We start from the raw sequence: 25698 nt of genomic DNA, 5'->3' as shown, positions 1-25698 counted from the left end.
GAGCACTTGGGGCTATGGCGCAGTTGGTAGCGCGTCTCGTTCGCAATGAGAAGGTCAGGGGTTCGAATCCCCTTAGCTCCACCAGGTAGCAACACGAACGGCCCGGAACCCACAGGTTCCGGGCCGTTCTGCCGTCGTCGGGCTGTCCGTCGGGTGTGCTGACGTGACCTCCTGAAGGACGAGGGGCCCGACGACGGCTGGCACGGGGCCCCCGTCCGTCAGCGCGCCGACAGGAGCAGCGACGCCCCGAGCGTCAGCCCGCGATGCTCTCCGTCAGCACGCCGGACTGCGCGAAGGTGGTGTGGATCGCGTTCGCGGCCTGCTCGAAGGCGCGGTTGCCACGCGAGATGCCGAGCGCTCCGCCCTTGATCGCGGACTTGCCGGAGCCGCGCAGCAGTCGGGCGACGGTGCGGCCGTCCGGGGCGATCATGATCTGGACGTCCAGGCGGGTGTGGAAGGTGCGGTCGTTCGCCATGCCGCCGATGAGCAGCGTCAGGCCGAGGCTGCCGCGGGTCGCACGGAGTGCACCCTGCTCGGCGTCGTCGACGGTGTAGCCCTCGCGGGACAGGGCCTCGCGCACCTGTGCACGGGCGGTCTCGGGGTCGGTCGCGACGAAGAAGTCGTGGCTCTCGGGCATGTGTGTGTTCCTTCCGAACGGGTCCGCTGGGACACGGAGGACGCTCGCCCCCGAAGACGATCATGCCGTGTCGGAACGACGGAGGTGTCGCTTACGCTGGTCGTGTCATGACTGCCTCGATGAACCGCCGCGCACTCCTGTCCCTCGCCGGCGTCGCCGGGATCGGGCTCGCCGTCGCGGCGTGCTCCTCCGGCAGTGACAAGGGCGGCGACTCGGGCAACGGGTCGGGCGGCGGGCGCGGGAGCTCCCGTGGTGGGGACGACACGTCGACGACGACGGCGAGGCCCGTCGCGAAGGCCCTCGCTCCGGCACAGGTCCCGCTCGCCGGTGGCGTCACGGTCACCGTGACGGGGACCGGACTCGCCGCCGTCAAGGGCGTCACCGTCGGCGGTGTCGCGGCGCGTGACGTGCAGGCCACCGCGTCGAAGGTGAACTTCACGGCCCCGCACCAGGCGATGTACACCGCCGGCGACGCCGACGTCGCACTCTTCACGTCCGCGATCGAACCCACCCCGTCGGCGAACCAGTCCTCGGACGGCAACGGCAGCGCCGCGAACGACGGGCAGAGCGGCGCCACCCAGGACACCGCGACCGCATCGCCGAGGCCGACCGCCGCCGCGACGCCCGCTGCGGGCAGCGCTGTCGCCTCGACCACCCTCGCCTACGCCGCACTGACCGACGTCGACCGGCAGCTCGCCTACGCGATGCGGTACTGGAAGGACTACAACCTCGCCGAGTACGGCACGATGAACCCCATCGGCGGCGACTGCGCGAACTACGTCAGCCAGACGCTCATCGCCCGTGGGTGGGAGCAGCGGTCGGACTGGTACAACCGGGCGGCCGGTGCCGAGCACAGCGCGACGTGGACCTACTGCCCGACGATGGACCCCTGGCTCGCGGACAACGCGGGCGAGTTCGGGCTCACCCGGCGTTCATCGGACGAGCGCGACAAGGTGAAGGTCGGTGACATCGTGTTCTTCGACTGGAACGCCAACGGCTCACCGGACCACACCACCATCGTGTCCGAGGTCTTCACCGAGCCCGACGGCACCATCCGCATCAAGTCGGCGAGCCACAACCAGGACGGCCCCTACCGCGACCTTGACGAGATGATCACGGTGCAGCACCCCGGCGGATCGGCCTGGTTCCACACGTTCGACGCGTAGCGCTGTCGCGGCCCGCAAAGCACCGGTGTTCGCGCGTCGCACCGCGGTCTGCGCGTGTTCAACCGGCGAACACCGGTGTCTTGCAGAGCCGACGACCAGCACCGCTCACGGGTACCCGAGGAACCACAGCAGCACGATCGCGACCGGCTGCAGGCACACCCCGACGACCAGCCACGTCACCGCCCGCCGCCGCGTCCCCACGAACACGTCCGACCCGAGCAACGGCGCCGTCGGCATGAGCAACCGCGGCAACGACTGCTGCGGCAGGAACACCGCCACCAGGTACAGCCCGTAGGACGCCGTGAACGCGAGCACGTCGGTGCCCAGGGCCCTGGTGCTCCTGCGCGAGAAGAACCACACCGCGCCGGCGAGCACCACCACGACGACTCCGATGCCGAGCGGCCCGAGCCACGTCGACGCCATCGTGAACCACGGCGTCAGCGGCGCGAAGTGCCGGCGGCCGACGAACCCCACCCACCACGACAACTCGGTGTCCAGGTACGCGTTCGGTCGCCCCGTCACGGCCGTCGCGATGACGGGCCACGCCAGTCCCGCAGCCGCGACGACCAGGCCGGTCACCACGATCGCGATCCGGTCGCGCCACGGGAACGGGTCCTGCTGTCGGCGCCACGCCATCCACCGCAGGACCAGGTGCACGGCCAGTGCCAGCGCCAGCGCGAGGACCCCGGGCTTCGTGAACGCCGCCACGACACCGAGCGGGGCGATCAGCCAGTACCGTCGGCGGACCAGCGCGAGCAGGGCGCCGAACAGCAGCACGAGCAGCAGGCTCTCCGCGTAGGCGACCTGCAGCAGGAACCCCGTCGGTGCGAACGCGAACAGGGCCGTCGCCCAGCGGGCACGGTGCGAGCACCCGACGGCGAGCACCAGCCGGTACAGCAGCACGCAGGCGCCCGCCCCGGCGATCGACGCCACCACGACCCCGGCGACCCAGAACGACGCTCCGGTCAGCGTCATCACGACCCGCACCACCGCGGGGAACACGGGCAGGAACGCCCACGCGTTCGGCAGGACGTGCCCGGAGTCATCGGTCGGCAGCGTCGCCGGGTACCCGTGCTCGGCGATGATCCGGTAGAACGAGGCGTCCCACGAGCCCGAGAACGTGAAGAACGAGGGATCCTGCCGGTACGAGGCGAACGGCCAGCCGTTCGCGGTCGCCAGCAGGTACACGGTCGCCAGCAGCACGGTGCTGACCACCCGCGAGGCCGCCCAGATCAGCAGCGGTGCGGTCCAGGCGCTGCGTCGACCGGTCAGCAGGCTGCGGAACCCCCGCCTGGAGGCCCGGCTCGCTTCCGCCACGTTCGTCACCCGCCCGATCCTCCCAGACCGCGGGCCGCGCCCCGCATCGCGGGCCGTCACGCGTCCGCCGCGACGTGACCTGCGTGCTTCGGGAGCAGCAATGGTCGGATCCGTCTGCCGGACCCGACCATTGCTGCTCCCGAAGTGCGGGCCTCCCGGCTAGCGCCCCGTGACCGCGCGACGGATCTGCTCGATCGGCACCTTCGGGGACCGGTCTGCGTTGAGCAGGCCGTTCGTCTCCTGCATGGTGTCGGTGAGCTGCGTGTAGCAGGACCCGGCGAGGAACGAGCTCGCACGGATCGCGTCGTACAGGGCGGTGATGCGGGCGACCCAGTCGTCGCCGTCACTGGCCGACGTGTAGCCCCAGCCGTCCTCGCGCTGCACGCCCGGCTGGTAGTTCACGCCCCCGAACTCGGTGAGCATGACCGGCTGGCCGAGGTCCTCGGCGCCGCCGACCAGGATGCGGCGATCCGCCGGGCCGATGCCACCGAGGAGTCGGGCACGTGCGGTCTCGTCCGCGTAGGTCCCCGCGAGCCGGGGTCCGTCGCCCTCGTAGTCGTGGATCGTGACGATGTCGGAGTTCGTGTGCTCCCAGCCGTCGTTCGAGATCACCGGACGCGTCGGGTCCAATGCCCGCGTGACGTCGGCGAGGGCCCGTGCGTAGGCCTGCTGGGCCGGGTCGGTGGCGATGTGCTGCACGCCCCAGCTCTCGTTGGCGGGCACCCACGTGACGATCGACGGGTGCGAGGCGTCACGCTCGACGGCGTCCATCCACTCGCGCACCAGACGCTGCACGGCGCGGGGAGAGAACGCGTAGGCGCCGGGGGCCTCACCCCACACCATGAGCCCGAGTCGGTCGGCCCAGTACAGGAACCGCGGGTCCTCGATCTTCTGGTGGTTGCGGGCAGCGTTGAAGCCGAGCTCCTTGATGAGTTCGACCTCGCGGCGGAGTGCCTGGCGGGACGGAGCGGCGATGTGCGACTCGGGCCAGTAGCCCTGGTTCAGGACGCTGCGGACGTCGTGGCGTCGGCCGTTGAGCAGGAACGCGCCGCCGTCGACCCCGACCGTCCGGATCCCGAAGTAGCTGGCGACGGCGTCGAGCGCGCCCGTGCTCGCTGTCGTGCCGTTGCCGGAGCGCGGCAGCAGCGCGACCGTGGCGTCGATCAGCCGGGGCGTGTCCGGCGTCCAGTGCAGCTCGTCCTCGGCCTGCCCGTTCGTCTGCCGCGCGATCGGCACGACCACGTCGAACTCGTCGCCGGTCTCGCCGACGGTGGTCTCGATCGTGGCGAGGTGCTCGTCGCGGTCGTCCCAGCGGGCCTCGACGCGCAGGCGCTCGCCGCCGGTGCGGTGACCGTCGAGCCGGACCGTCAGCCGCATGGTCGCGTGGTCGACGTTCGTCCAGCGCAGGGACGCGATCGAGGCGGTCGGCACGGCCTCGAGCCAGACCGTCTGCCAGATCCCGGTGGTCCGGCGGTACCAGATCGCGTGCGGGTCCTCGTGCCAGTCCTGCTTGCCGCGCGGCTGGGTCAGGTCGTGCGGGTCGTCCTCGGCGCGGACCACCAGGGTGTGCACGGCGTCGGGGTCGGTGGCCAGCGCTTCGGTGACGTCGAAGGAGAACGGAGTGTGGCCGCCCTCGTGTCCGCCGATGAACTGCCCGTCGATCCAGACGCGGGCGCGGTGGTCGACGGCGCCGAAGTGCAGGACGAGTCGAGGGGCGCCGTCGCCGAACCCGGCGGCGTCGAGCTCGGAGCGGGTGATCGCACGGGAGTACCAGACCACGGGGTGGAAGCCGGGCTCGTCGATGCCCGAGGCCGGGGACTCGGGCGGGAACGGGACGACGATGTCCCGTGCGTCGGTGAAGCCGGTGTGCCAGGCGGGGTCGTCGCCGTCGTTCCGGAACGACCACGTGCCGTCGAGGTCGGCCCACGCGGTGCGGAGCATCTGCGGCCGGGGGTACGTGCCGTCCTGCCGCGAAGCGAGGGGGAGGCCGGGGGCGGAAGCGGATTCAGGTGCGGCCACGGTGCCGTCGAGCGTGCTCATGCGTCCATGCTCCCGTGCTGGTACATCGTTGTAAAGAGGGAGTCAGGATTGCGCGGAGCAGGTTCTGCGGGGCTCTCGTCGAGCGGTCGCTCAGTCGATCGCGGCGTCGCGGGTGAGCACCATGACGTCCATCCGTCCCCGCTGGACGACCACGCCGTGCTGGTTCCGCAGTGCCACCGCTCGCTCGACGATCCCGGTCCTGCCCGAACTCGTCAGCCGGGTGCCCAGGACCTCGACGGTGCAGGTCACGGTGTCCCCGATGAACACCGGCTCGGTGAAGCGCCACTGGTCGATCCCGAGCAGTGCCACCGCGGACCCCTCGAACACGCCCGTGCGTGCGATGAGCCCGAGGCACAGCGAGGTGCCGAGCAACCCGTGCACGATCCGCTGCCCGTACCGGGTCCTCCCCGCGAACTCGACGTCCGTGTGCACCTGGTTGTTGTCGTTCGTCCACGAGGCGAACGACACCACGTCCGCCTCGGTGATGGTGCGCCCCGGCGTGGTGAAGGTCTGTCCGGCAGCGAGGTCCTCGAAGTAGTGCGGCACGGCCCGATTCTCGCATCCGGTCAGAGCCGGGCGAGCAGCTTCCGCGATCGGTGCAGGCCCTGCGTGCCGGCCGCCTGCTCGGTCGTCGCCAGGACGCCGTACCCGAACGTGTCCTCGCCGTGCTGCGCTGCCACAGCGGCCAGCCGTCGGTACGCATCGGCTGCGTGTGCGGCGTCGAGCGTCTCGCCCAGGGTCTCCTGCACCCGTCGCAGCCGTCCGAGTCGCCGCTTCCCCACGTCGGGCAGGTCACCGGCCGCCTGCAGTGCGTAGCGCAACCGGCGCGCGGCCTTCCGGACCTCGTGCAGGGTGTCGAGGTCATCGCTGGGATCACCCAGCAGCCGACCGACGCGGGCCCACTCGTGCCGGATGCGCCTGGTGACGAACGCGGCTGCGTCGTCGTCCGCGTGTGGCCCGGCCGGTGCCCGCAGCAGCAGGTCGTCGAGGGTGTCGAGTGTCCGGAACCAGGCGTCGGAGCGCAGCGCCCGCCGGAGTTCGGCCGCAGTGACGCTGCGACGTCCCGCGGTCTCCGAACCGATGCGGTCCAGGGTCGCGGCGTCCACGTACCCGGCGGGGGCTCGTGCCGCGGACCGCGACAGGCCGGCGTGCAGCACCTCGGCGTCGCGAGCGGTCCCGGCGATCCGCCCGGTCTGGGCCAGGGCGGCACGGAGCTCCTCCGTCGCCTGACGGTCGAGCGCGCCGCGGAACGCCGCGAGCACACTCCGCAGGCGACGCAGCACCTTCCGCAGGTCGTGCACGGCCTCGGGCTCGTCGGCTCGTACACGGGGGTCCGCCGCGACGAGGTCACGCCGCAGGGCATCGAGCACCCGCAGGACGAACCCGGCGGCGGTGTCCGGCCGGGGGCGCTTCGCTCGGCCGCGTCGTCGCTCCGGGGTGGGCTCCGGGCCTCGGGGGAGCGGAACCGACGCGACGTCCACCGGATCGGTCGCCGCGTCGTGCAGGGCTCGTTCGGCCGCTCGTGCCGTGGCGCCGTCGCGTCCGTCGTCCGTCAGGGCCCACCACCGCGACGACCGCAGCACGGTGGTGTCCGGGTCGCCGTCGTCCACGCGCACGTCGGCGACCTCGGCCCGCACCCGGCCGTCGCCGCCGCGGAGGGTCACGAGCGTCGTGGCGGTGTCACGGACCAGGACCACCCGCAGGGGACGACCACGCAGGAACACCTCGACGGCGTCCCGTGGGGGATCGTCGGACGCGCTCCCGAGCGGTTCCGGGTCGATCCCGTCCCCACCCCGGTCGATCGTCCAGGCGCCGTCCGGCAACCGTGTGAGCACGACACCCTCGGCGGCGAGCACCCGGTCGTCGGAGTCCCACACCGTCTCGCGCACCGTCACCGCATCGTGACGGCGCACGTCGGCGACGAACGGCTCGAGTGCGGGGAGCCTGCGGTCGTCGAGGATCCGCCAGGTCCGGCGGGGATCGGGGAGCGCACGTGCAGCGTCAGCGGCGGGGGGAGGAGCGGCAGCGGATCGGGGCATGCCGCAAGTGTCGTCCGACGCGCCCGTGTCAGACCGGGGGCAGCGGGCTTCCGTGGACGGAGCGCTCGCCAGCGCGTCCTGTGGAGGACTCGGCACCTCGCCAGGCCCCGGCGCGTAGGTTCCGCTGCATGAGCGACGGAGCACCCAGCGCCCCCAGCACCACGGCCCCCGACACCAGCACGCCGAGCGACCGCGACCTCGAGTCCTGGATCGCCGACCGCCGCTGGTACGCCTCGAAGGGGTCCGTGCCACGCCTCCGGACGATCTCCACCGACGACGGGACCCGGCTGGTGCTCGACGAGGCCCCCGCGGTCCCCGTCCTCTACCAGTCGCCGATCACCAGCGACGCCGACGGCGCGATCGTCGACGCCACCACCGACCTCGCATGGGTCTCGGCGCTCGCCGCACGCATCGACGCGGCACCGGACAGCCTCAGCCCGATCGGCCGGGTCACCGCGGCCCGGGTCCTGACGGGTGAGCAGTCCAACACCTCGGTCATCTGCGACACCGAGTCGGGCGACCGCGTCATCATCAAGGTCTTCCGCGTGCTGCACCACGGCGACAACCCGGACGTGACCACGCAGCTCGCCCTCACGGCGGCGGGCAGCACGCGCGTGCCGCGGGTCTACGGTGCCCTCCGCGCCGACTGGCCCGACGTCGGACGCCCGGACGGCACGGCGACGGGTCACCTCGCCTTCGCCCAGGAGTTCCTGCCCGGGCTCGACGACGCCTGGCGCGTCGCCCTGCAGGAGGCGCAGGCCGGCACCCCGTTCGGTGACCGCGCGGAGCAGCTCGGCACCGCGCTCGCCGACGTGCACCGCACCCTGGCGGGAGCGCTGCCGACGGAACCGGCGGACGCGTCCCGACGGGACGTCGCCGTCGCGACGATGCACGCCCGACTCGACACCGCCGCCCGCGAGGCCCCGGCCGTCGCCGAGCACGCCGACGCCATCCGCGCCGTCTACGCCCGTGCCGCTGACGCCGCGTGGCCGGACCTGCAGCGCGTCCACGGTGACCTGCACCTCGGACAGGTCCTGTCGGCACCGGAACCCCGCGGGTGGGTCTTCCTCGACTTCGAGGGCGAACCCCTCCGCCCCCTCGACGAACGCTCGCTGCCGGACGTCACCCTTCGCGACGTCGCGGGCATGCTGCGCTCGTTCGACTACGTCGCGGGTGCGCTGGCGCACGATGCCGAGCCGGCCGACGCCGCCTCCTGGGCAGCCGAGGCGCGCGCACGCTTCCTCGAGGGCTACCAGCAGGGAACCGGCGCGGACCTCGCCGCCCACAGCGCACTGCTCGACGCCTTCGAGCTCGACAAGGCGGTCTACGAGGTCGTCTACGAGACCCGCAACCGACCCGACTGGGTCGGGATCCCGCTCGCGGCCGTCGCGCGCCTGGTCGGTGACAGCGGGTCCTGAGCGCGACCCACGAACGGACGGGAGGCCCGTGGCGACACCGCCACGGGCCTCCCGTCCGTCATCGGGTGACGTCGTCTAGTTGACGGGACCCGTGTACTTCTCGCCCGGTCCGGCACCGATCGCGTCCGGTATCGCCGACGCCTCGCGGAAGGCGAGCTGCAGTGACCGCAGTCCGTCGCGGAGCGGGCGGGCGTGGTGGTCGCCGATCTCGGTCGCGGCGGCGGTGACCAGGCCGGCCAGCGCGGTGATGAGCTTCCGCGCCTCGTCCAGGTCGGTCTGTTCCTGCGGGTCGTCGGCCAGGCCGACCTTCACGGCCGCGGCACTGAGCAGGTGCACCGCAACGGTGTTGATGAGTTCGACCGCCGGCACCTCCGCGATGTCCCTGGCGGCGTCGATGCCGGTGTCGTCGATCGGGGTGTCGCTCACGGTGCTCCTCTGCTAGGCTTGCTCGCGGCAGATGCTGTCCGTGTGCCGTCAGTTCCCTCGACATCAGTTCTCCTGACGTCAAGATCCTCGACAACACCCGGACGGTGTCACGAAAGAGGAGTCTCTCCCACCCGCGGCCGCGTTCCACCAGGCTACCGGGTCACCACCGCTCCGCGAGTGCACGTGCTGTGCTCGTCGGTCGGATCCCACGGATCCGATGCAGGGCGGCTGCCGAACGGGTCGACATCCCGTGCGTCAGATCTCCTCTCTCGTGCTGTCGTCCAGGGCAAACGCCCCGGACGGCCACCACCTGATTGAAGGAGCTCCGCATCACCGATCCCCGTACCAACGACCGAATCCGCGTTCCCGAAGTCCGACTCGTCGGTCCGCAGGGTGAGCAGGTCGGCGTTGTCCCGATCGCCATGGCACTGCGTCTCGCGCAGGAAGCCGAACTGGATCTGGTCGAGGTCGCGCCGAACTCGAAGCCGCCCGTGGCCAAGATCATGGACTACGGCAAGTTCAAGTACGAGGCCGCTCAGAAGGCCAAGGAAGCTCGTCGCAACCAGGTGAACACGGACCTGAAAGAGGTCCGTTTCCGCCTGAAGATCGACGTGCACGACTACGAGACGAAGCGCAAGCGCGCCGAGGGGTTCCTCCTCGGCGGCGACAAGGTGAAGGCGATGATCCTCTTCCGTGGCCGCGAGCAGTCGCGTCCGGAGCAGGGTGTCCGTCTCCTCCAGAAGTTCGCGGAAGAGATCGCCGAGTTCGGCGTCGTCGAGTCGCGTCCGACCCAGGACGGCCGCAACATGACGATGATCATCGCCCCGCTCAAGAACAAGTCCGACGTCAAGGGCGAGCAGAACGCCAAGCGTGCTGCACAGAAGGCCGAGCGTCGTGCCACCGAGCACGCCGCGAAGGGCAAGGACGAGGCCGAGGCCGGTTCCACGTCCGAGGCAGCTGCGGAATCCACGGACGCCGCGGCCGAATAGGTCCCCGGACCGACCCCGCAACGACGCGGCCCCCCACCCATCCCACGGAAAGGCACCACCATGCCCAAGCAGAAGACCCACTCCGGGTCGAAGAAGCGCTTCAAGGTCACCGGTACCGGCAAGATCATGAAGCAGCAGGCCGGTATGCGTCACAACCTCGAGGTCAAGAGCTCCAAGCGCAAGGCCCGCCTGAACGAGGACCAGGTCCTCTCCAAGGGTGACGCGAAGAACGTCAAGAAGCTCCTCGGCCACTGAGCCCCGCAGATCGTAAAGGAATAGTGCAATGGCACGAGTAAAGAGAGCGGTCAACGCCGCCAAGAAGCGCCGCGTCATCCTCGAACGCGCCGAGGGCTACCGCGGCCAGCGTTCGCGCCTGTACCGCAAGGCCAAGGAGCAGGTCACCCACTCCCTCGTCTACGCGTACCGCGACCGTCACGCGAAGAAGGGCGAGTTCCGTCGCCTCTGGATCCAGCGCATCAACGCTGCGTCCCGTGCGAACGGCCTGACCTACAACCGCCTCATCCAGGGCCTCAACCTGGCCGGCGTCGAGGTCGACCGTCGCATCCTCGCCGACCTCGCGGTGAACAACCCCGAGACCTTCACCGCGCTCGTCGAGACCGCGAAGAAGGCCCTCCCGGCCGACACCTCGGCTCCGAAGGCTGCGTAGTCAGTTCTTCTGCTCGCGAAACCCCCGCCGCACGGCGGGGGTTTCGTCGTTCCTAGACTTGGGTCGTGAGCGATCTCCTCGAGAACCCCCGTGCCGGACGCGTGAAGGCCGTTGCGGCCCTGGCCAAGAAGGACGTCCGGGCCGAGACCGGCCTGTTCCTGCTGGAAGGGCCCCAAGCGGTCCGTGAAGCGCTGGAGTACGCCCCTGAGCTCCTGCGCGAGCTCTACGTGACCCCGACCGCCGCTGCCCGCCACGGGCTCGACGACGCGCCGGTGGACACCTGGTTCGTGACCGAGCAGGTGCTCGACGCGATGGCCGACACGGTCACCCCGCAGGGCGTGGTGGCGGTGTGCCAGCAGTTCCCGACGTCGGTGAAGGACGTCTTCCCGGACCGTGCTGCGGCCGCCGCCGACCCGGAGGCCCGTGGTGCGTCCGACGACCAGGCCGCGCTGCCCGGACTGGTCGCCATCCTCGAAGAGGTGCGGGACCCGGGGAACGCCGGCACGATCATCCGGGCCGCCGACGCGGCCGGCGCCGACGCGGTGGTGCTGACCGGACGCTCGGTCGACCCGTACAACCCGAAGGTCGTCCGGTCGACGACCGGGTCGCTGTTCCACGTGCCGGTGTCCGTCGGCGTGACCCTGGCGGACACGATCGAGCGTGCGAAGGCCCTCGGGTACACGGTGCTCGCGGCGGACGTCTCCGGCGACGACCTGCCGGTGGTCCGCGCCGAGGGGATGCTCGACGGTCCGACCGCGTGGGTATTCGGCAACGAGGCCCGCGGACTCACCGCCGATGACCTGGCCCTCGTCGACCGGGCCGTCAAGGTGCCGATCTACGGGCAGGCGGAGTCGATGAACCTCGCCACGGCCGCGTCGGTGTGCCTGTACGAGTCGGCCTTCGCGCTCCGGAGCTGACGCTCCTCCCTCCACAGGCCGGTAGCCGGCGTCGGCCATCCACCGTCCGCTCGGTGCAGGCGGGTGGTATCCCGACGGCCGGTAGGCTTGGGTCTCGTGTCAGAACCTCTCGAGATCAGCGAATCGGCCGTCGCCGACGCGGTGGACGCGGCCCTCGCTGCCGTCCGTGCCACGACGACGGTCGCCGAACTGAAGCAGGCCAGGGCCGAGCACATCGGTGAGCAGTCACCGTTGGCGCGGATGAACGCATCGATGCGCAGTGTGCCGCCGGAGCAGAAGGCCGCGGCGGGCAAGCTCGTCGGGCAGGCCCGCGGGCGGGTGAACGCGGCGATCGCCGAGCAGGAATCCGTCCTCGCGGTGGCCGAGGAGCGCGCACGGCTCGAAGCCGAGCGCGTCGACGTCACCGCGTTGCCGGTCCACCGAGCCACCGGCTCCCGCCACCCGCTCTCGCTGCTGAACGAAGCCGTCGCCGACATCTTCGTCGGCATGGGGTGGGAGGTGGCAGAAGGCCCCGAGCTCGAGCACGAGTGGTTCAACTTCGACGCGCTGAACTTCGACCAGGACCACCCGGCCCGGGCCATGGCGGACACGATCTTCGTCGAGCCGGTCGACCGGCACCTGGTCATGCGCACCCACACCTCGCCGGTGCAGGTGCGGTCGCTGCTGTCGCGTGACCTCCCGCTGTACGTCATCGCGCCGGGTCGCGTCTACCGGGCCGACGAGCTCGACGCCACGCACCTGCCGGTCTTCACCCAGGTCGAGGGCATCGCGATCGACAAGGGCCTGACGATGGCGCACCTGCGCGGCACGCTCGAGCACTTCGCCCGGCAGATGTTCGGCGCCGAGGCGCAGATCCGGCTCCGCCCGAACTACTTCCCGTTCACCGAGCCCAGCGCCGAGATGGACGTCTGGCAGCCGAACGCCAAGGGTGGCGCGCGGTGGGTCGAGTGGGGTGGCTGCGGCATGGTGAACCCCAACGTCCTGCGTGCCGCCGGCATCGACCCGGACGAGTACCAGGGCTTCGCGTTCGGCATGGGCATCGAGCGGACACTGCAGTTCCGCAACGGCCTGAACGACATGCGTGACTTCCTCGAGGGCGACATCCGCTTCTCGCAGCAGTTCGGAACGGTGGTCTGATGCGCGTCCCACTCCGTTGGCTCGGTGAGTCCGTCGACCTCCCCGAGGACGTCACCCTCGAGCACGTCCACGCGGCGCTCGTGTCGGTCGGCTTCGAGGAAGAGGACGTCCACACCTTCGACCTGACCGGACCCATCGTGGTCGGTCGGGTCCTCGAGCGCGTCCCCGAGCCGCAGAAGAACGGCAAGACCATCAACTGGTGCCAGGTGGACGTCGGCGAGGCCGAGCCCCGAGGCATCGTCTGCGGCGCACACAACTTCGACGTCGGCGACCTCGTCGTGGTCACGCTGCCCGGCGCAGTCCTGCCCGGGCCGTTCCCGATCGCCGCCCGCAAGACCTACGGGCACGTGTCCGACGGCATGATCGCCTCGGCCCGAGAGCTCGGGCTGGGCGACGAGCACGACGGCATCCTGCGCTTCGCCGACCTCGGCATGGATCCCACCGTCGGCGCCGACGCCATCGCGCTCCTCGGCCTCGACGACGCCGCGGTCGAGATCAACGTCACGCCGGACCGCGGCTACGTGCTCAGCATGCGCGGGGTCGCCCGTGAGTACGCGCACGCCACCGGAGCCAGCTTCCACGACCCCGTCGACCGCGTCGCACCGCGTTCGGCCGAGGGCTTCCGGGTCACGATCGACGACCAGGGCCCGATCCGGGGTCGTGTCGGAGCGTCGACGTTCGTCACCCGTGTCGTCCGCGGGATCGACCCCGCCGCGAAGACACCGTCCTGGATGGTGTCGCGCCTCTCCCTGGCTGGCGTGCGCTCCATCTCACTCCCCGTCGACATCACGAACTACGTCATGTTCGAGCTCGGTCAGCCGCTGCACGGCTACGACCTGCAGACCATCGCGGGCGGCCTCGGCGTACGCCGCGCGACCGCCGGCGAGACGCTCGAGACCCTCGACGGCACCGTCCGGAAGCTCGACCCCGAAGACCTCGTCATCACCGACGACGACGGTCCCGTCGGCCTCGCCGGCGTCATGGGCGGAGCCCGCACCGAGATCTCGGCGAGCACGACCGACGTCCTGATCGAGGCCGCCGGCTTCGACCAGGTCTCCATCGCCCGCACCGCTCGTCGCCACAAGCTCCCCAGCGAGGCATCCCGGCGCTTCGAGCGTGGGGTCGACCCGCAGGTGGCCGAGGCTGCGGCGAACCGTGCCGTCGAGCTCCTCGTCGAGCTCGCCGGCGGCACCGCGGACGCCCTCGGGTCGACGCTCGTCGACAGCGAGCCGCGGGCGACCGTGACGATGCGCCTCTCGCGTCCGGCCGAGCTCGTCGGCGTCGAGTACACCGACGCCGAGGTCATCGACACGCTCCGTGCGGTCGGCGCCACGGTCGAGGCCGACGGCGAGCAGCTCGCGGTCACCCCGCCCACCTGGCGTCCCGACCTGACCGACGACACCACCCTCGTCGAAGAGGTCGCGCGCATCGTCGGCTACGACCGGATCCCGAGCGTGCTGCCGGTCGCTCCGCCCGGTCGGGGCCTGACCCGGCACCAGCAGGCTCGTCGCCGGGTCGCCTCGGCGCTGGCCGCGGCGGGCCTGACCGAGGTCGTCACTGCACCGTTCGTGTCGGCGGCCACGCAGGACGCCTACCCGGGGATCGACCCGCAGGGCGGACCGAGCGTCGTGCTCGCCAACGCCCTGGACAGCGAGCAGAACCTCCTGCGCCGCAGTGGCGTGCCGGCCCTGGTCGACGCCGCCCGTCGCAACGTGTCGCGTGGGCTCGTCGACGTCGCGCTCTACGAGACGTCCCGGGTGTTCCTGCCGGTGACGGGCGTGACGCTCGGCACCGACGAGGTCCCGGCGGGCGCCGCCCGGCCCGGCCGTGCAACGCTCGAGGCGTTGGACGCCTCGCTGCCCGCCCAGCCCTTCCACGTCGCCGCACTGCTCACCGGCCACCGGGTCGTCAAGCAGCCCGGTGCCACGGCAGAACCGTTCGGCATCGCCGACGCGATCGACGCGGCCCGCCAGGTCGCCTGGGCCGTCGGTGTCGAACTCACCGTCGCGCAGACGACCCACCCGTCACTGCACCCGGGCCGTGCCGCGTCGCTGCTCGTCGACGGCACGGTCGTGGGCGTCGCCGGAGAGCTCCTGCCCGAACTGGCCGAGGCCGCCGTCCTGCCCCGCGTGGTGGCGGTCGTCGAGCTCGACCTCGACGCGCTGGTCGCCGCGGCCCCGGAACTCGTCGCGGTCGCGCCGATCGTCTCGTACCCGGCAGCCACGCAGGACCTCTCGCTCGTCGTCGACGTCGGCGTGCCGGCCGGTGACGTGCTGGATGCGGTGCGCTCTGGCGCCGGGGACCTGTTGGAGTATGCTCGGCTCGTGGATGACTACCGGGGCTCCGGCGTGGACGAGGGACAGAAGTCCCTGACGTTCGCCCTGCGCTTCCGTGCCACGGACCGCACGCTGACCGCTGCCGAGGCCACCGAGGCCCGTGACGGCGCTGTCCGACGTGCCGGCGAGCGATTCGGGGCGACCCTGCGCGACTGACCCACACGGGATCAGCACCGCCCGGGGTCGCCGCCTCCGACTCTCTCGACGACCAGTCCGACCAAAGGTGGAATCCCATGTCCGTATCCGTCGCCGTGGCGGGAGCCTCCGGCTACGCGGGTGGTGAGCTCCTGCGCGTGCTCTCCGCCCACCCCGAGTTCGAGGTCAGGACGGTGACGGCGTTCTCGAACGCCGGACAGCCCCTGATCGCGACCCAGCCGCACCTCCGTTCGCTGTCGCACCTGACCTTGGCGGAGACGACGGCCGAGACGCTGCGCGGGCACGACGTGGTGTTCCTGGCGCTGCCGCACGGGCAGTCGGGTGCGATCACCGCGGAACTCGGCGACGACGCGCTCGTCATCGACTGCGGCGCGGACCACCGTCTGACGGACCCGGCGGCGTGGGAGCGGTTCTACGGCGGTGACTACTTCGGCGCGTGGACCTACGGTCTGCCCGAGCTCCTGCTCGCGGCACCCGCCCCGGGTTCGGCCGATGAATGGCGCGAGGTCGACGACATCGCGTCGCAGGGCAAGCAGCGTTCCGCCCTGGTCGGCACGAAGCGCATCGCGGTACCCGGCTGCAACGTCACCGCGGTGACGCTCGGCATCCAGCCGGGCATCCAGGCCGGCCTCGTCGAGTCCGACGACCTCGTCGCGGTGCTCAGCGTCGGCCCGAGCGGTGCAGGCAAGAAGCTCAGCACCACCTACCTGGCCTCCGAGATCATGGGGTCCGCCAGCGCGTACGCCGTCGGCGGTTCGCACCGGCACGTCCCCGAGATCCAGCAGAACCTGCAGGTCGCGGGAGCCTCCGACGTGACGATCTCGTTCACGCCGGTCCTGGTCCCGATGTCGCGGGGGATCCTGGCGACCACCACCGCGAAGCTCTCGCCAGGCGTCAGCGCACGCGACGTCCGGCTCGCCTGGGAACAGGCGTACGCCGACGAGCCCTTCGTCCACCTGCTGCCCGAGGGCGAGTTCCCCCGGGTCGCGGACACGATCGGTGCGAACACCGCGCTCGTCGGCATCGCCGTCGACGAGGCCGCCGGCCGCGTCGTCGCGGTGACCGCGCTCGACAACCTCGCCAAGGGCACGGCGGGCGCCGCCGTCCAGTCGGCGAACATCGCCCTCGGTCTCCCCGAGACCACGGGCCTCAGCGTGGACGGAGTCGCACCGTGACCGACGCAGGCACGACCACCCAGACCGAGCCGGGCCTCCAGGGCGTCACCGCGGCAGCGGGCTTCCGCGCCGCCGGTGTCACCGCCGGCCTGAAGACGAGCGGCAAGCCGGACGTGGCCCTCGTCGTCAACGACGGCCCCGACGCGGCCGTGGCCGCCGTCTTCACCAGCAACCGAGCCCAGGCCCACCCCGTCATCTGGTCCCGCCAGGTCGTCGGTGACGGCGTCGCCCGTGCCGTCGTCCTGAACTCCGGCGGCGCGAACTGCTTCACCGGCCCGTTCGGCTTCCAGACGACGCACCTGACGGCCGAAGCCGTGGGCGACGCCCTCGGGATCGGAGCCGGCGACGTCGTCGTCTGCTCCACCGGGCTCATCGGTGTGGGCGACCAGAGCTTCCGCGACAACGTGCTCCGTGGCGTCGACCTGGCGAGTGCGGCACTCAGCGACGACGGCGGTCCCGATGCGGCGACCGCGATCATGACGACGGACACGAAGGCCAAGCAGTCCGTGGTGACCGAGGACGGTTGGACCGTCGGCGGCATGGCCAAGGGCGCTGGGATGCTCGCCCCGGGTCTCGCGACGATGCTCGTCGTCATCACGACCGACGCCGTGCAGACGCCGGACCAGCTCGACCAGGCGCTCCGCGCCGCCACCCGCATCACGTTCGACCGGGTCGACTCCGACGGGTGCATGTCCACGAACGACACCGTCGTCCTGCTGTCGTCGGGTGCGAGCGGCGTGACGCCCGAGGTCGGTGACTTCCAGGAGGCCCTGACCGCGGTCTGTGCCGACCTGGCCCGCCAGCTGCAGCAGGACGCCGAGGGCGCGAGCCACGACATCGCGATCGAGGTCGTGCACGCCGCGACCGAGGAAGACGCCGTGACCGTCGGTCGGAGCGTCGCCAGGAACAACCTGTTCAAGGCGGCCGTCTTCGGCAACGACCCGAACTGGGGACGGGTGCTCGCAGCGATCGGCACCACCGACGCCGAGTTCGACCCGTACGCGGTGGACGTCAGCATGAACGGCGTCCGGGTCTGCCATGCGGGCGCACCCGACGAGCCGAGCGACTCCGTCGACCTGACCCCGCGTGACACCCACGTGCGCATCGACCTCGGTGTCGGCACGCACTCGGCCACGATCCTGACCAACGACCTCACGCACGACTACGTGCACGAGAACAGCGCGTACTCCAGCTGATGGCGGCCGACACGAACGGGGCCGGCACGCCCCTCACGAAGGAAGAAGAACACGAGTTCGCCGCGGTGAAGGCCGCGACGCTCATCGAGTCGCTGCCCTGGCTCAAGCGCTTCTCGGGCAAGGTCGTCGTGGTCAAGTTCGGCGGCAACGCCATGGTGAACGAGGACCTGAAGCGCGCCTTCGCCGAGGACATGGTCTACCTGCGCTACGCCGGCCTGCACCCGGTCGTCGTGCACGGCGGGGGTCCGCAGATCTCCGCCGCCCTCAAGGAACAGGGCATCGAGTCCGAGTTCCGCGGCGGCTACCGCGTCACGACGACCGAGGCGATCACGGTCGTCCGCGACGTCCTGGCCGGCGAGGTCAACCGCGAGATCGTCGACTTGGTGAACGAACACGGCGAGGGCCTGGCCGTCGGCGTGTTCGGCGACGGCGGTTCGTTGTTCACCGGCGAGAAGAAGGGCGTCGTCGTCGACGGGCAGGAGTACGACCTCGGCCACGTCGGGGACATCACCCACGTCGACCCGTCCGGCGTGCTCGCCGCGATCGAGGCCGGCCGGATCCCGGTCGTCTCGAGCATCGCGATCGACGACGCGCACCCCGACCAGGCACTCAACGTGAACGCGGACGCTGCGGCGGGTGCCCTGGCGATCGCGCTCCGGGCCTCGAAGCTCATGATGCTCACCGACGTCCCCGGGCTGTACCGCAACTGGCCCGACCGTGACTCGATCGTCGACCTCATCGCGGTCGACGAGCTCCGCGAGCTCCTGCCGAGCCTCGAGTCAGGGATGATCCCCAAGATGACCGCGTGCCTCGACGCCGTGGTCGGCGGGGTCGGCGGTGCGACGATCATCGACGGCCGGATCCCGCACTCGATCCTGCTCGAGGTCTTCACCCTGCGGGGTGCGGGCACCGAGGTGATCCCGGACCCGAGCCGACGAACCGAGAACCAGATGACCCACGCCGAGATCGGCCGTCGCGTGGCGTCGCCGTCGATCGACAGCAGTACCGGCCAGCACGTGGCGGGTACGGACGAGAAGGGACACCAGCAGTGAGCACCGAGACGCAGACCGAGACCTGGAACGACCGGTTCGGGGCGTCGCTCATGCGATCCCTGACCCCGCCGAAGATCATGCTCGATCGTGGCCAGGGATGCCGCGTCTGGGACGTCGAGGGCAACGAGTACCTCGACTTCCTCGCCGGCATCGCGGTGAACTCGCTCGGCCACGCGCACCCCGCCCTCGTCGAGGCGATCGCCGACCAGGCCGCGAAGCTCGTGCACGTGTCGAACTACTTCGCCACCCCGCCGCAGCTCGAACTCGCCGAGCGGCTCAAGCGCATCACCGGCGCGGGCGACGCGGGCCGGGTGTACTTCGGCAACTCCGGCGCCGAGGCGAACGAGGCCGCGTTCAAGCTGGCCCGCCTCAACAAGGGTGCGGACGGCACCAAGACCCGGATCCTCGCGCTCAAGCAGGGCTTCCACGGCCGCACCATGGGCGCGCTCGCGCTCACCGGCAAGCCCGCGCTGCAGCAGGACTTCCTGCCGATGATCCCGGGTGTCGAGCACATCGACACCTCGATCGAGGCGCTCGAAGCGTCGATCGACAACTCCGTCGCCGCCCTGATCCTCGAACCCATCAAGGGCGAGGCCGGCGTGGTCGACCTGCCAGAGGGCTTCCTGCTGGCGGCACGCCGACTGACCGCGAAGCACGGCGCACTGCTGATCCTCGACGAGATCCAGACGGGTGTCGGCCGGACGGGCAACTGGTTCGCGTTCCAGGGCCACGGTGTGACGCCGGACGCCATCACCGTCGCCAAGGGCATCGCCGGTGGTTTCCCCATCGGCGCCCTCGTCACGTTCGGCTGGGCGTCCGACCTGTTCTCGGCCGGGCAGCACGGTTCGACCTTCGGCGGCAACCCGCTCGGCACCCGCGTCGCCAACGCGGTGCTCGAGGAGATCGAGCGCGCCGACCTCGTCGCCGGCGCAGTGGTCAAGGGCGAGCGGATCCGTGACGGCATCCGCGCCATCGGTTCCCCGCTGGTGGAAGAGGTCCGTGGCACCGGCCTGCTCATCGGCGTCGGTCTGACCGGTCCGATCGGTCCGGCCGTCAACGCAGCCGCCCTCGAGCGTGGCCTCATCATCAACGCCCCCAACGAGTCGAGCCTGCGCATCGCGCCGCCGCTCATCGTGTCCGACGCCGAGATCGACGAGTTCCTGTCGATCCTCGCCCAGAGCCTCGCGGCCGTCGCCGCAGCGCAGGAGCCCACCGCATGACCCGCCACTTCCTCCGCGACGACGACCTGAGCCAGGTCGAGCAGTCCGCGATCCTCGACATCGCCGACCGCATGAAGGCCGACCGCTGGGCGGAGAAGCCGCTGGCCGGTCCGCAGAGCGTCGCGGTGATCTTCGACAAGTCGTCGACCCGTACCCGGGTGTCCTTCCACGTCGGCATCTCCGACCTCGGCGGTAGCCCGCTGATCATCTCGACGGCCAACAGCCAGCTCGGCGGCAAGGAGACCCCGTCGGACACCGCCCGTGTGCTCGAGCGCATGGTGTCGGCGATCGTGTGGCGCACCTACGGTCAGGCCGGGCTCGAGGAGATGGCCGCCGGCACGACGGTCCCCGTCGTCAACGCGCTGTCCGACGACTTCCACCCCTGCCAGCTCCTCGCCGACCTGCTCACCATCCGTGAGCACCGCGGTGCCCTCGCCGGGCAGACCGTGGCGTTCATCGGCGACGGCGCGAGCAACATGGCGCAGTCGTACCTGCTCGCGGGGGCGACGGCGGGCATGCACGTCCGCGTCGCCGCCCCTGCCGAGTTCTCCCCTTCGGCGCAGGTCGTCACCGACGCCGAGGAACGCGCCGCCGTGACGGGCGGATCCGTCCTCGTGGTGACCGACCCGGTGGCCGCGGTCGCGGGTGCCGACGTGGTCGTCACCGACACCTGGGTGTCGATGGGCAAGGAGTCCGAGAAGCAGTCGCGTCTCGACACCTTCGCGGGGTACCGCGTCGACGACGCGCTCATGGCGCACGCCGCCGACGACGCCGTCTTCATGCACTGCCTGCCGGCCGACCGTGGGTTCGAAGTGACCGCTGACGTCATCGACGGCCCGCGCAGCATCATCTGGGACGAGGCGGAGAACCGTCTGCACGCCCAGAAGGCGCTGCTGGCCTGGCTGCTCGCCAACGACTAGCCGACGGACCAAACACCAGTGGCTGACCGCGTCGTCCTCGCGTACTCCGGCGGTCTCGACACCTCCGTCGGGATCGGCTGGCTGCGCGACGCCACCGGCAAGGACGTCGTCGCACTCGTGGTCGACGTCGGCCAGGGCGGAGAGGACCTCGAGGCGGTCCGGCAGCGTGCGCTCGACTGCGGCGCCGTCGAGTCACTCGTCGTCGACGCCAAGGACGAGTTCGCCGACGAGTACATCGTGCCGGCGCTCCGGGCCAACGCGCTCTACCAGAAGCGGTACCCGCTCGTCTCGGCACTGAGCCGCCCGCTCATCGCGAAGCACCTCGCGCTGACGGCGAAGCAACTCGGTGCCGACAGTGTTGCGCACGGCTCCACCGGCAAGGGCAACGACCAGGTCCGCTTCGAGGCAGCAGTCGCGGCGATCGCACCGGACCTGCGGACCGTCGCCCCGGTGCGGGACCTCGCGCTGACCCGCGACCGCGCCATCGCGTACGCGCAGGAGCACCGGCTGCCGATCCAGCACTCGGAACGGGAGCCGTGGTCGGTCGACCAGAACGTCTGGGGCCGAGCCGTCGAGACCGGGCTCCTCGAGGACCCGTGGAACGCCCCCGCCGCCGACCTCTACGCGGCCACGCAGGACCCGGCGCTCCCGCAGCAGGCCGACGAGGTCACGATCACCTTCGACCGCGGTGTCCCGGTCGCCCTCGACGGGCAGCGGTTCAGCGTGCTGCGCATGGTGCAGGAGCTCAACGCCGTCGCCGGCAAGCACGGGGTCGGGCGCATCGACGTCGTCGAGGACCGGGTCGTCGGCATCAAGTCGCGCGAGGTCTACGAGGCGCCGGCAGCGATCGCGCTCATCGCCGCGCACGAGGAGCTCGAGAGCCTCACCCTCGAGCGCGACGTCGCCCGGTTCAAACGTGGCGTCGAGTCCGAGTGGGCCGACCTGGTCTACGACGGACTGTGGTTCGGCGGACTCAAGCGCAGCCTCGACGCCTTCGTCGAGCACACCCAGCAGCACGTCTCCGGCGACGTCCGGTTGCGGCTGCAGGGCGGGCGTGCCACCGTGACGGGCCGCCGGTCGGAGCAGAGCCTCTACGACTTCGACCTGGCGACGTCGGACACCGGTGACGCGTTCGACCAGTCCGTGTCCAGGGGGTTCATCGAGCTCTGGTCACTGCCCAGCAAGATCTCCGCCCGCCGCGACGCGGCGAACTGACCGACAGCCGCAGCGCACCGACCAACGGCCCGCGGCCCCAGCCCCCGGCCCGCCCAGTACCGACGAAACGACGCAGGACGACATGACCGACGAGAAGACCGACGCCACCAACACCGGCGCCCTCTGGGGCGGCCGCTTCGCCGACGGCCCGAGTGCGGCCCTCGCCGCGCTCTCGAAGTCGACGCACTTCGACTGGCAGCTCGCGCCCTACGACATCGCGGGGTCACGTGCTCATGCCCGAGCGCTGCACACCGCGGGCTACCTGACCGCCGACGAGCTCGAACGCATGCTCGCCGGCCTCGACCGGCTCGAAGCGGCGCACGCCGACGGCGCACTGCAGCCCGACGACTCCGACGAGGACGTGCACGGCGCTCTCGAACGCCTGCTCATCGCCGACCTCGGTCCCGAGCTCGGCGGCAAGCTCCGCGCGGGTCGCAGCCGCAACGACCAGATCGCCACCCTCGGTCGCATGCACATGCTCGACCACGGGCGGCGCATCGGCCGGCTCGTGATCGACCTCGTCGACGCGATCACCCAGCAGGCCACCGAGCACCCGGCCGCGATCATGCCGGGGCGCACGCACCTGCAGCACGCACAGCCCGTGCTCCTGGCCCACCACCTGCTCGCGCACGCCTGGCCGCTCGTCCGCGACCTCGAGCGCCTCCGCGACTGGGCCGGCCGCGCGAGCGTCAGCCCGTACGGTGCCGGTGCGCTGGCGGGCAGTTCCCTCGGCCTCGACCCCGCCGCGATCGCCGCGGAGCTCGGCTTCGACCGTCCGGCGGACAACTCGATCGACGCCACGGCAGCTCGTGACGTCGTCGCCGAGTTCGCGTTCGTCCTCGCGCAGATCGGCATCGACGTCTCGCGCCTGTCCGAGGAGATCATCCTCTGGAACACGAAGGAGTTCGGCTTCGTCCGGCTCCACGACGCGTTCTCGACCGGCTCGAGCATCATGCCGCAGAAGAAGAACCCGGACATCGCCGAGCTCGCACGAGGCAAGTCGGGGCGCCTGATCGGCAACCTGACCGGGCTCCTCGCGACCCTCAAGGGACTGCCGCTGGCGTACAACCGCGACCTGCAGGAGGACAAGGAGCCGGTCTTCGACTCCGTCGCCACGCTCGAGGTCCTGTTGCCCGCGTTCACCGGCATGATCGCGACCCTGACCTTCGACACCGACCGGATGGCCGAGCTCGCGCCGCAGGGCTTCTCGCTCGCGACGGACGTCGCCGAGTGGCTGGTTCGTCAGGGCGTCCCGTTCCGGGATGCGCACGAGGTCTCCGGCGCGCTCGTCCGGTACTGCGAGGAGCGCGGCATCGAACTCGACGAGCCGACCGACGACGAGTACCGGTCGGTGTCCGAGCACCTCACGCCCGACGTCCGTTCCGTCCTGACCATCGAGGGCAGCGTCGCATCGCGGTCCGGAGTCGGTGGCACCGCACCCGACCGGGTCGCCGAGCAGCTCGCGTCCGTCACCCGCCGCGTCCGCGACCTGGCCGAGGGCGCGCCCTTCTCGCGATGAGCCGTGGGATCGCCGCGCTGCTCGCCGAGCCCGCCCCGATCATCGCGCCGGCCCTGCTCGGTGCGACGATCGCAGGGCGTGGCGTGGCGCTCCGCATCACCGAGGTCGAGGCCTACTCCGGCCCCACCGACCCCGGATCCCACGGTCACCGGGGGATGACGGAGCGCAACCGCCACCTCTTCGGTCCGCCCGGCACGCTGTACGCCTACCGCTCGTACGGCATCCACACCTGCGTCAACGTGGTGAGCGGGCCGACCGGCACCTCGTCGGGCTCCCTGCTGCGCGGTGCGCAGGTCGTCGAGGGCCTGGACGTCGCGCGAGCGCGTCGCGGTTCGAAGGTCGCGGACGTCGCGTTGGCACGCGGGCCCGGCAACCTCGGTGGTGCGCTCGGAGCGGTCCTCGGGCAGGACGACGGCACGTCACTCCTCGACGGGTCCGGTCCGTTCGTGCTCACCCTGGCCCCCGGCCTGGAGGCCCGGCTCGCCTCCGCCGGACCGGCCCACGTGATCGACGAGCTCCTGTCCGAGACCCTGGCCGGTCCGCCCGCGGGCGCTGCGGTCCCACGGATCTCCCGAGGCCCGCGCACCGGCGTCGGCGGCATCGCCGGCGGGGTGCGGTACCCCTGGCGCTTCTGGCTGACGGGCGACCCCACGGTCTCGACGTACCGACGGCACAAGGGCGCGCTGGACTCGTGAACCCGGCCACGGGCCTCCCGGCTGCCGCGCCTGCCGGACGTCCGTCGCCGCTACGATGGCGGGGTGTCCAGTGATACCGCTCAAGACGTCCTGACGCGCCAGCAGAACGACCCGGCCTTCGACTCGGTGTGGGACGAACTGCAGTGGCGCGGTCTGGTGCAGGTCTCGACCGACGAGACCGCGCTGAAAGAGGCCCTCGACGGTGAGCCGATCACGTACTACTGCGGCTTCGACCCGACGGCGCCGTCGCTGCACTGCGGCAACCTCCTGCAGCTCCTGACCATGCGGCGGCTGCAGCTCGCCGGACACAAGCCGCTCGCGTTGGTGGGTGGGTCGACCGGTCTGATCGGCGATCCCCGTCCCACGGCGGAGCGAACACTGAACACGCCGGAGACCGTTGCGGAGTGGGTGTCCCGGCTGCAGGCACAGGTGTCCCGGTTCCTCAGTCCGGACGGCGACAACGGCGTCCGCCTGGTGAACAACCTTGACTGGACCGCCCCGTTGTCCGCGATCGACTTCCTGCGAGACGTCGGCAAGTACTTCCGGGTCAACTCGATGCTCAAGAAGGACGCGGTGGCCGCGCGGCTGAACTCCGATGCGGGGATCAGCTACACCGAGTTCAGCTACCAGATCCTGCAGGGGCTCGACTACCGCGAACTCTGGCGGCAGTACGGGTGCACGCTGCAGACCGGCGGCTCGGACCAGTGGGGCAACCTGACCTCCGGTACGGAGCTCATCCGTCGTGCCGAAGGTGCCACGGTGCACGCCCTCGGGACCCCGCTCATCACGAACTCCGACGGCACGAAGTTCGGCAAGAGCGAGGGCAACGCGATCTGGCTCGATGCCGAGATGACCTCGCCCTACGCGCTGTACCAGTTCTGGCTCAACACGGCGGACGCCGACGTGATCGCCCGACTGCGGGAGTTCACGTTCCTGACGCGGGCCGAGATCGAGCGGCTCGCGCAGGCCGTCGCCGACGAACCCTTCCGGCGAGAGGCCCAGCGGACCCTGGCGTTCGAGGTCACCTCGCTCGTGCACGGGGTGGCGGCGACACGGGCAGCGATCGACGCCGCAGCGGCGCTGTTCGGCAACGGTGACCTTGGTGCCCTGGACGCGGAGACCCTGCGATCGGCGATCGCCGAGCTGCCCGGATCCGTGACACTCGAGCGCGGAGCGGACGTCGCGCGTGCACTGGTGGAGACCGAGCTCGTGAAGTCCCTCGGTGAAGCCCGCCGCGCGATCGACCAGGGCGGTGTCTACGTGAACAACGTCCGGGCCGAAGACCCGGCCGCCCCGCTGTCCGACCTCGCCCTGCCCGGGGGAGTGCTCGTGCTGCGTCGTGGCAAGAAGACCCTCGCCGGCGTGACGCTCGCCTGACCCCGTTGCCTGACCCCCTGCGATGCCCGGTTCCCCTGTGGAACCGGGCATCGCTGCGTCCGGGCGACGTGTGTTGTACAAAGC

Annotated in this window: 23 protein-coding genes and 1 tRNA gene; 18 read left to right on the top strand and 6 right to left on the bottom strand. The window is 71.1% G+C overall.

Annotated elements, in window-relative coordinates; all coding sequences use genetic code 11:
• The first annotated feature begins 8 nt into the window (after nt 1-8).
• Nucleotides 9-84 (top strand) — tRNA-Ala (locus tag DEI85_RS14680).
• 169 nt (nt 85-253) lie between these two features.
• Here the strand turns inward: DEI85_RS14680 and DEI85_RS14675 are convergent.
• The gene (locus tag DEI85_RS14675; protein ID WP_071405149.1) at nt 254-637 is read right to left on the bottom strand and encodes a response regulator; all 384 of its coding nucleotides are present in this window, start codon (nt 635-637) and stop codon (nt 254-256) included.
• A 107-nt stretch (nt 638-744) separates the two neighbouring features.
• Between DEI85_RS14675 and DEI85_RS14670 the strand changes: the two genes are divergently transcribed.
• Nucleotides 745-1803 carry an amidase domain-containing protein gene (locus DEI85_RS14670; protein WP_181435530.1) on the top strand — a complete coding sequence of 353 codons (1059 nt, stop codon included), beginning with the start codon at nt 745-747 and terminating at the stop codon, nt 1801-1803.
• Between the two features lie 105 nt (nt 1804-1908).
• On the opposite strand, the gene DEI85_RS14665 is transcribed toward DEI85_RS14670, so the two are convergent.
• From DEI85_RS14665 to DEI85_RS14650, 4 genes are all read right to left on the bottom strand, one after another.
• Nucleotides 1909-3129 (bottom strand): putative hexosyltransferase, encoded by a 1221-nt coding sequence (locus DEI85_RS14665; RefSeq protein WP_181436424.1) that lies wholly within the window; start codon nt 3127-3129, stop codon nt 1909-1911.
• A gap of 150 nt (nt 3130-3279) precedes the next feature.
• Nucleotides 3280-5160, bottom strand: a complete 1881-nt coding sequence (locus tag DEI85_RS14660; RefSeq protein ID WP_111124042.1) for a glycoside hydrolase family 2 protein — start codon at nt 5158-5160, stop codon at nt 3280-3282.
• A 90-nt stretch (nt 5161-5250) separates the two neighbouring features.
• Nucleotides 5251-5706 (bottom strand): MaoC/PaaZ C-terminal domain-containing protein, encoded by a 456-nt coding sequence (locus DEI85_RS14655; protein ID WP_111124043.1) that lies wholly within the window; start codon nt 5704-5706, stop codon nt 5251-5253.
• A gap of 20 nt (nt 5707-5726) precedes the next feature.
• Nucleotides 5727-7199 (bottom strand): CYTH and CHAD domain-containing protein, encoded by a 1473-nt coding sequence (locus DEI85_RS14650; RefSeq protein ID WP_111124044.1) that lies wholly within the window; start codon nt 7197-7199, stop codon nt 5727-5729.
• A 128-nt stretch (nt 7200-7327) separates the two neighbouring features.
• On the opposite strand from DEI85_RS14650, the gene DEI85_RS14645 reads away from it, so the two are divergent.
• Entirely contained in the window at nt 7328-8617 is a 1290-nt protein-coding gene (locus DEI85_RS14645; protein ID WP_111124045.1) for a phosphotransferase, read from the top strand.
• 75 nt (nt 8618-8692) lie between these two features.
• Here the strand turns inward: DEI85_RS14645 and DEI85_RS14640 are convergent, their stop codons facing one another.
• Nucleotides 8693-9043, bottom strand: coding sequence for a DUF1844 domain-containing protein (locus DEI85_RS14640; protein ID WP_110862360.1), 351 nt, complete (start codon nt 9041-9043; stop codon nt 8693-8695).
• Nucleotides 9044-9357: 314 nt separating this feature from the next.
• Between DEI85_RS14640 and infC the strand changes: the two genes are divergently transcribed.
• The 15 genes from infC (at nt 9358) to tyrS (ending at nt 25614) form a co-directional block, all read left to right on the top strand.
• Complete coding sequence (gene infC, locus DEI85_RS14635) at nt 9358-10032, top strand: translation initiation factor IF-3 (protein ID WP_081827403.1); 675 nt, start codon at nt 9358-9360, stop codon at nt 10030-10032.
• Nucleotides 10033-10092: 60 nt separating this feature from the next.
• Nucleotides 10093-10287, top strand: a complete 195-nt coding sequence (gene rpmI / locus DEI85_RS14630) for a 50S ribosomal protein L35 (protein WP_017887976.1) — start codon at nt 10093-10095, stop codon at nt 10285-10287.
• Nucleotides 10288-10315: 28 nt separating this feature from the next.
• A complete protein-coding gene (rplT, locus tag DEI85_RS14625; protein ID WP_017887975.1) occupies nt 10316-10699 on the top strand; it encodes a 50S ribosomal protein L20 in 384 nt (127 codons plus the stop codon).
• 65 nt (nt 10700-10764) lie between these two features.
• Nucleotides 10765-11616 carry a TrmH family RNA methyltransferase gene (locus DEI85_RS14620; protein ID WP_110862359.1) on the top strand — a complete coding sequence of 284 codons (852 nt, stop codon included), beginning with the start codon at nt 10765-10767 and terminating at the stop codon, nt 11614-11616.
• A gap of 96 nt (nt 11617-11712) precedes the next feature.
• The gene (gene pheS, locus DEI85_RS14615) at nt 11713-12753 is read left to right on the top strand and encodes a phenylalanine--tRNA ligase subunit alpha (protein WP_111091314.1); all 1041 of its coding nucleotides are present in this window, start codon (nt 11713-11715) and stop codon (nt 12751-12753) included.
• Complete coding sequence (gene pheT, locus DEI85_RS14610; RefSeq protein WP_111124046.1) at nt 12753-15245, top strand: phenylalanine--tRNA ligase subunit beta; 2493 nt, start codon at nt 12753-12755, stop codon at nt 15243-15245. Before pheS ends, pheT begins: the two co-directional genes overlap by 1 nt.
• 77 nt (nt 15246-15322) lie before the next feature.
• Nucleotides 15323-16420, top strand: a complete 1098-nt coding sequence (locus DEI85_RS14605; protein WP_110862356.1) for an N-acetyl-gamma-glutamyl-phosphate reductase — start codon at nt 15323-15325, stop codon at nt 16418-16420.
• A complete protein-coding gene (argJ, locus tag DEI85_RS14600) occupies nt 16417-17616 on the top strand; it encodes a bifunctional glutamate N-acetyltransferase/amino-acid acetyltransferase ArgJ (protein ID WP_110862355.1) in 1200 nt (399 codons plus the stop codon). The genes DEI85_RS14605 and argJ overlap by 4 nt, the downstream gene beginning before the upstream one ends.
• The gene (gene argB / locus DEI85_RS14595; RefSeq protein ID WP_071405141.1) at nt 17616-18668 is read left to right on the top strand and encodes an acetylglutamate kinase; all 1053 of its coding nucleotides are present in this window, start codon (nt 17616-17618) and stop codon (nt 18666-18668) included. Before argJ ends, argB begins: the two co-directional genes overlap by 1 nt.
• Complete coding sequence (locus tag DEI85_RS14590; protein WP_111124047.1) at nt 18665-19888, top strand: acetylornithine transaminase; 1224 nt, start codon at nt 18665-18667, stop codon at nt 19886-19888. The genes argB and DEI85_RS14590 overlap by 4 nt, the downstream gene beginning before the upstream one ends.
• Nucleotides 19885-20808: an ornithine carbamoyltransferase gene (gene argF / locus DEI85_RS14585; protein ID WP_110862354.1), complete on the top strand. Its 924-nt coding sequence runs from the start codon at nt 19885-19887 to the stop codon at nt 20806-20808. The genes DEI85_RS14590 and argF overlap by 4 nt, the downstream gene beginning before the upstream one ends.
• A gap of 18 nt (nt 20809-20826) precedes the next feature.
• Nucleotides 20827-22023: an argininosuccinate synthase gene (locus DEI85_RS14580; RefSeq protein ID WP_110862353.1), complete on the top strand. Its 1197-nt coding sequence runs from the start codon at nt 20827-20829 to the stop codon at nt 22021-22023.
• 82 nt (nt 22024-22105) lie between these two features.
• Nucleotides 22106-23542, top strand: coding sequence for an argininosuccinate lyase (gene argH, locus DEI85_RS14575; RefSeq protein WP_110862352.1), 1437 nt, complete (start codon nt 22106-22108; stop codon nt 23540-23542).
• The gene (locus tag DEI85_RS14570; RefSeq protein ID WP_110862351.1) at nt 23539-24237 is read left to right on the top strand and encodes a DNA-3-methyladenine glycosylase; all 699 of its coding nucleotides are present in this window, start codon (nt 23539-23541) and stop codon (nt 24235-24237) included. The genes argH and DEI85_RS14570 overlap by 4 nt, the downstream gene beginning before the upstream one ends.
• 63 nt (nt 24238-24300) lie before the next feature.
• Nucleotides 24301-25614 carry a tyrosine--tRNA ligase gene (gene tyrS, locus DEI85_RS14565; protein WP_258369964.1) on the top strand — a complete coding sequence of 438 codons (1314 nt, stop codon included), beginning with the start codon at nt 24301-24303 and terminating at the stop codon, nt 25612-25614.
• The last annotated feature ends 84 nt before the right edge of the window (nt 25615-25698 follow it).

Source organism: Curtobacterium sp. MCBD17_026, from assembly GCF_003234895.2.
GTDB classification, from domain to species: domain Bacteria; phylum Actinomycetota; class Actinomycetes; order Actinomycetales; family Microbacteriaceae; genus Curtobacterium; species Curtobacterium flaccumfaciens.
Note: the sequence above shows the minus strand (reverse complement) of the source record. Positions and strands in the feature narration are given on the sequence as shown.